The following is a 6,000-nucleotide window of genomic DNA, read 5'->3' on the forward strand; positions in this document are numbered from 1 at the left end:
TTTCTGATTTTCATCCAAGATCGCAACATGAATCAACGCGATTTCGGTCTGTTAGCCTCTGGCATACCCCATGCTACACTTTGCGAATCCGCCTCCACAAGCGAATCGGCTCAGCCTGCGGCGATCGTGTCGCCGCAATCAACCGTGCAGGGCTGTTGCGCAATCTTCTTGCGCGGCAGCCTCTGCATGAGCCGCAGGAGGAATCTCCATGCCCGACGGGCAGCGGCCCGACGGGCAGCGGCCCGACGGCATGACCTGTCGCGTGACCGCCCGGCCCAAGCCGGTTCTGTTCAACCTGCCAAGGAGAGAGACACATGGAAAAGATTCTGATCGTGGGGTGCAAGAACACCATGGACGACGTCTGTATCGGGTGCTCCCGCTGCATGGTGGCCTTCAACCGTCGCGAAGGCGCCTTCGAACGCTACGGCGAGGATGCGGAACTGCTGGGCCTGCTCAACTGCGGCGGCTGCCCCGGGGCGAGCATCGTCCCCCGGCTGATTCAGGTGAAGCTCTGGAACATGCCTCTGGGCGAAATGCCCACCAAGGTGCACATTGCTCCGTGCATCGCCGACCACTGTCCCCATGCCGACGATCTGGTCACCAAGATTCAGGTCAAATCCGGCTGCGAAGTGGTCATGGGTTGCCATGCCTATGTCCCGGAAAAAATCTACGTATAGCTCCGTACAGCATGAAGACAAAAAAAAGCGGGCCGAAAAAAACGGCCCGCTTTTTGATTCTGCCCGCCACACAATGCGTTCGGGAACCGGAGGCAAACCATTGACCGAGCCGAACGATTGGAGTACGCCGATTTCGGCTGCAGGCGACACCGACCTCTCGGGCCGCCGTTCATTCTCAACCCAACGGCACCATCATGTCTGTGAAATATCAACTGGATATCGAAGAGAAATTTCTGCGCATCGCCATGCGCGGCACACATTCCTGCCTTGAGGAAATGGTGAAATCCGCCAGATACATTCTGGACATGGCTCTGACACACCAGCAAAACAGGATTCTTCTGGATCGTACCCAGCTCGAAGACACCAACGACTATTACGACAAGTTTCTGGTGGCCGAACGTCTGGACAAGGCCCATGTGCAGCGCCACGGGATCAAGATCGGCAGCCTGATCCATTGCAAGAACCAGAGCAAGGAACGCACGCTGGAAACCCTGGCCCGAAACCGGGCCATCTCCTACCGCACATTCCTCACGGAACAGGAAGCGCTTGGCTGGCTGCTCGGCACGCCGGAACCGGCCTAGCGCCATCGGAAAAGCGTTCCCGCACAAGGGGGAACGGCGCAACAGATTGCGCTCGGGCTGCTAGCCCAGCCGCGACAATCCGGCTTCCAGCTCCTTCATGAGCGCGCCGCACATCTGCTTCAGGAATCCGAAATAGTACAGTGCGCCAGCCACCTGATCCGCAGCCATGGCCCCTTCGAAGAATCGCTTGTGGAAGACGAGGTTCCTGAACTCGCCGAAACGCTGAAGCATGAACGAGGTGTTGTCCCCGTCGTATATCCGGATCAGTTCCCGGGCAGGCTCCAGCCCCTTTTCACCCCCGGCTTCCAGAATCGCCAGCATCTTCACGCTCATGTCCTGCACGCCGCGCCACTTGCGATGCTCCCGCCGAAGATGCGAGGCGATACGTTCCCGCGAATGCTCGGGCACATGCGGCGAGACACGGGAAAGCTGTTCCCGGAGACTCGGATCGGCTTCCAGCCGGGGAGCCGAATCCATGACGACTCCCGAGCCGTGAATCAGACTTGCCTGCGAAGTATTGATCACTTCCACATTCGACATGCGGATGCGATCCCGAAACCAGACGGCCGAATCATAGAAATTCAGTGAAGTGAACACGGTCTCGCCATCGGCGGCACGGGCCGGATACAGCTGAGGGAATTTGTCGATCAGCTCCCGGGGTTGCGAGCTGGCATTGCCGTACTGGCTCCTTGCCGAATAGCTCAACCTGTAGGGATCGGGAGAGGACAATTGCGCGCCAACGAGCACGGCTCTGGTGCATCCCAGATATTCGGCCAAGGAAAAGGCCGTGGTGATCACCGACCCGTGCAGCAGCAGGGAATCTCTGGGCGGAAGGAAATCCGTGCCGTCGGTCCCGAAGAAATAGATTTCCGGAAACACCTCGTCCCCAGTGGAACTCAGGGCGTGCGCCACCAGACGGGTACGGCGAAGCGGCTTCAGCCCGGCAAACGCCCGGCCGGAATCCAGCGAGGTATCATTGATGATCACGAAATCCGGTTCCAGCCCCGTGGAAAGAAACGGCTTGAGCGCATTGTTCACCACAATGGTCACGGCCCTGTCCGCGTTTTCCGCAACCCAGTCCAGCCGCTGATCCAGCTCCGGCCCTGCCGCCACGAGCATGGCCGTGGCCCCGGACGTGGCCTCCCTGAGGTCGTTCAGGGTCCCGGCACGGGTCTGCGCCACCACGTTTCTGTAGAAATGCAGCACACGGTCGTAGATGGCGTGCATGGCCAGGGGCCTATGCGGTCTGCCGCGCATAAACTCCTGCCCCTGAGCCGGATATATCCGATTGCGGTAATAGAACAGTTCCATGAGATGAATCAGGCGGTCCGCCTGGCCTGGCAGTGCCTCCTCAAACCCGTTCTGCACGAAAAAGACGGGAAATCCGGAATTGGCCAAAGCGGAAGGAAGAATCCAGAGCAGCGGTTGCGGCAGGGCGTCCATGTTCCCGCTAAAAAAGAATACCCCCTTGTTCATGAACTCGCGGGTATCGCGCAAGGCGAGCCATTGGGCAAGATGCGCCTCGTCCGGCTCGAAAACCAGCTTGATGGTGCCGGGCATGGCCAGTGCTTTTTCCAGCTCCGGGGAATCTCCGGCTCCGAAAAAAACGAGGAAACGGGTTTCGCGAACCGCGCTTTCCAACGTGGAGTCCGGAGGCAGGGTCCGGTACACGGGCAATTGCCGCATCTCCGGGGTGAACGGCGATTCCAGTTTCGGATTGCAGAATCGCCACAACGGTTTGTGACCGGAAAAGACATGTTCCGCGCCAAACGGCCTGCCATGTTGCGACGGCACGCTTTCCGGGCTCTGCGTGAGCAGCCCCAGCTCCTTGAGCACCCTGATTTCCTTGGACATGGTGCTAGAAGTAGACGCTCGGGCAAGGCCGTGTCAACCGCTATCCCCGAGGATCACGCCTGAGCAGGCATCCAGTCCGGGAAATTCCCGTTCTCCAGCCGTACCCACGTCAGCTCATGCTTGTTGCAGGAAAGGTGCAGCAGCCGGGAATCCGGGATAGCCTTGAACCGGGCCAGCAAATCTGGATCAGGCTTGCCCTGCAGTTTCACGGTGCACAGAAAATTGCGGCATTCGCCAATTTCGATCCAGCGGGTGACCAGCGTGTACAGCCGTTCCGGATAGCATGCCATGTCGCTGAACAGCCAATCGATGCGTCCCATGTGGCGCGGATCCGGGGCAAAGCCGCTGCCCTGGCAATACTGGACGTTGGGGTGCCGATCAATGGCCGGATCGAGCGGAGCCTTGTCGATGCTGAACACGCGTGCGCCCAGTTCGCCCACGACCCAGGACCACCCGCCCGGGCAACTGCCCAGATCAAGGCAGAGTTCGCCCGGCTGCGGCCGAACGCCAAGCAGGGTGAACGCTTCCCACAACTTGAGATAGGCGCGGTTGGGCGGATTCTCCCTGTCTTCCTGAAAATGGACCTCGCCATTCGGAAACGGGCTGGAGCATTCCGGGGACGCCAGAATCTTGCCCGGTTCCCACAGGGTCCATGCACCGGGCGATGCTTCCGGAGTTGCCGCACCAAAGGGAATGCGACGGTTGCGGAATCTGGGCAGCCTGTCGCGGATCAGCTCGGCTTCACGATGGTTGCCCACGGAATGCAGAAACCAGTGCTGCCGCATGGCCAGAAGCTGACGCACGCCGTCATCAATGGACGAAAGAGACAGAAAGCGGGGATTCAACCAGATGTTCTGGGCCCACGCCGGATGCTCGGGAGCGCCCGGCTTGATCACCAGCCTGTCGCGCACGGTCAGCCCGGCGCGCTTGCCGCCAAGTTCGTGGACCAACTCGTCCGTGAACCCGCGCGGCGCGAGATATGCAGTTATTCTTTTCGACACGGCGGGAGTTCAAGCAGGGGCAAGGGGTTTTGTAAAGGATTATTTCGGATCGGAGCAAACGGCACAGGCATTGAAAACCGTTTTGGCAAAAAGATCACGCAATCAACACGAACTCTCCACCTGCCCCTCTCCCCTCAAGCGAGGAAAGAACAAGTAGGCAAGCAACGCCGATTCATGACGCGACCATTGGAAGAGCATCATTCCGCTGCCAAGGCGTCCTGGCCCCTCGGCAGTCTCTCCCCCATCCTTCCGCCATTCCAGCCCCCCCTCAGCGTTCAGAAGGCACGGCAAGGTCGGGCATGTCGGGCGCGTCCCAACGGCCAACAATTGCCCCTGCCGTGGAAGAGCCGGGACAGGCCTGGCACGTCGGAAGGCGATGACGACACAGCAAACGGTCCTGTCTCCATAAACGCGAGCCGTGCGCTTCGGATTGGGCAAAAGGCGATGCGGCTGAGGCGGCCATGGTTCTTCCCCAGATTTTCCGCGTTCCTGTAACGCTCCCAATTGAGTGCCTTCCGTTCAGGATTCCCGGCAAGCTCGCATGGAGGCACAGCATAAGCATGACGGATGGCCGGAGACCGTCACCTTGCCCGGCACGCCGCCGAGAACGCAGGAAGAGCGCATGCTCCCCAAGGTTCACGCCTCGGCCGCTCCTGCCGGGTGACAGCTCGTGCGTCAGGGGAGACGGGGCGCTCGATTCCATGCTGCTTGCCGTTGCCCCCCAAACGCAGAAAGGCCCCTCGCATGAGGGGCCTTTCTGAAAAGAAAAGCCTTGGCGCCGACCTACTTTCCCACAGATAAGTCTGCAGTATCATCGGCGAAGGAGAGCTTAACTACCGAGTTCGGAATGGAATCGGGTGTACCCTCTCCTCTTTGGGCACCAAGGCAAAATATATAGTCAATAGGGGGAAGAGAGAATTCCTTTTGATGTTCAATAAGCCGCACGATCTATTAGTACCGGTTAGCTAAACGCATTGCTGCGATTACACATCCGGCCTATCAACCTTGTAGTCTACAAGGGATCTTCAGGGACCGAAGTCCAGGGAGAACTTATCTTGAAGCTGGCTTCCCGCTTAGATGCTTTCAGCGGTTATCCATTCCGAACGTAGCTACTCAGCAATGCGGCTGGCGCCACAACTGAAACACCAGAGGTTCGTTCACCCCGGTCCTCTCGTACTAGGGGCAACCCTTCTTCAATTCTCCTACGCCCACGGAGGATAGGGACCAAACTGTCTCACGACGTTTTAAACCCAGCTCGCGTACCACTTTAAACGGCGAACAGCCGTACCCTTGGGACCTGCTTCAGCCCCAGGATGTGATGAGCCGACATCGAGGTGCCAAACCGCGTCGTCGATGTGAACTCTTGGACGCGATCAGCCTGTTATCCCCGGCGTACCTTTTATCCTATGAGCGATGGCCCTTCCATTCGGAACCACCGGATCACTAAGACCAACTTTCGTTCCTGCTCGACATGTCTGTCTCACAGTCAAGCTCCCTTATGCCTTTGCACTCGACGGCTGGTTTCCAATCAGCCTGAGGGAACCTTTGCAAGCCTCCGTTACATTTTGGGAGGCGACCGCCCCAGTCAAACTACCCACCAGACACTGTCTCCACACCGGATAACGGCAATGGATTAGATACCTAGATCATCAAGGGTGGTATTTCAAGGGTAACTCCACGCACACTAGCGAGCACGCTTCAAAGTCTCCCACCTATCCTACACATGATAAACCAAATACCAATGTCAAGCTATAGTAAAGGTGCACAGGGTCTTTCCGTCCTTCCGCGGGTATCCAGCATTTTCACTGGAAGTTCAATTTCACTGAGTCTCTGGTTGAGACAGTGGGGAGATCGTTACGCCATTCGTGCAGGTCGGAACTTACCCGA

4 protein-coding genes and 2 rRNA genes (1 of these 6 running past the window's edge) are annotated in these 6,000 nt (G+C 58.5%); 2 read left to right on the forward strand and 4 right to left on the reverse strand.

Translation table 11 applies throughout. The features are described from left to right. Nucleotides 1-314: 314 nt before the first annotated feature. Together MPN23_RS10645 and MPN23_RS10650 are read left to right on the forward strand one after the other, a co-directional pair. A complete protein-coding gene (locus tag MPN23_RS10645) occupies nucleotides 315-677 on the forward strand; it encodes a CGGC domain-containing protein (protein WP_243544186.1) in 363 nt (120 codons plus the stop codon). 194 nt (nucleotides 678-871) lie between these two features. Then, entirely contained in the window at nucleotides 872-1,258 is a 387-nt protein-coding gene (locus tag MPN23_RS10650; RefSeq protein WP_243544187.1) for a hypothetical protein, read from the forward strand. A gap of 60 nt (nucleotides 1,259-1,318) precedes the next feature. Here the strand turns inward: MPN23_RS10650 and MPN23_RS10655 are convergent, their stop codons facing one another. From MPN23_RS10655 to MPN23_RS10670, 4 genes are all read right to left on the reverse strand, one after another. Beyond that, complete coding sequence (locus tag MPN23_RS10655) at nucleotides 1,319-3,112, reverse strand: 6-hydroxymethylpterin diphosphokinase MptE-like protein (protein ID WP_243544188.1); 1,794 nt, start codon at nucleotides 3,110-3,112, stop codon at nucleotides 1,319-1,321. Nucleotides 3,113-3,165: 53 nt separating this feature from the next. Beyond that, nucleotides 3,166-4,113, reverse strand: a complete 948-nt coding sequence (locus tag MPN23_RS10660) for an SAM-dependent methyltransferase (RefSeq protein ID WP_243544189.1) — start codon at nucleotides 4,111-4,113, stop codon at nucleotides 3,166-3,168. Between the two features lie 770 nt (nucleotides 4,114-4,883). Further along, a 5S ribosomal RNA gene (rrf, locus tag MPN23_RS10665) occupies nucleotides 4,884-4,998 on the reverse strand. Nucleotides 4,999-5,043: 45 nt separating this feature from the next. Continuing rightward, nucleotides 5,044-6,000: ribosomal RNA gene (locus MPN23_RS10670) — 23S ribosomal RNA — on the reverse strand (it continues 1,986 nt past the right edge of the window).

This window comes from Pseudodesulfovibrio tunisiensis, assembly GCF_022809775.1.
In the GTDB taxonomy this organism is placed as follows: Bacteria; Desulfobacterota; Desulfovibrionia; order Desulfovibrionales; family Desulfovibrionaceae; genus Pseudodesulfovibrio; species Pseudodesulfovibrio tunisiensis.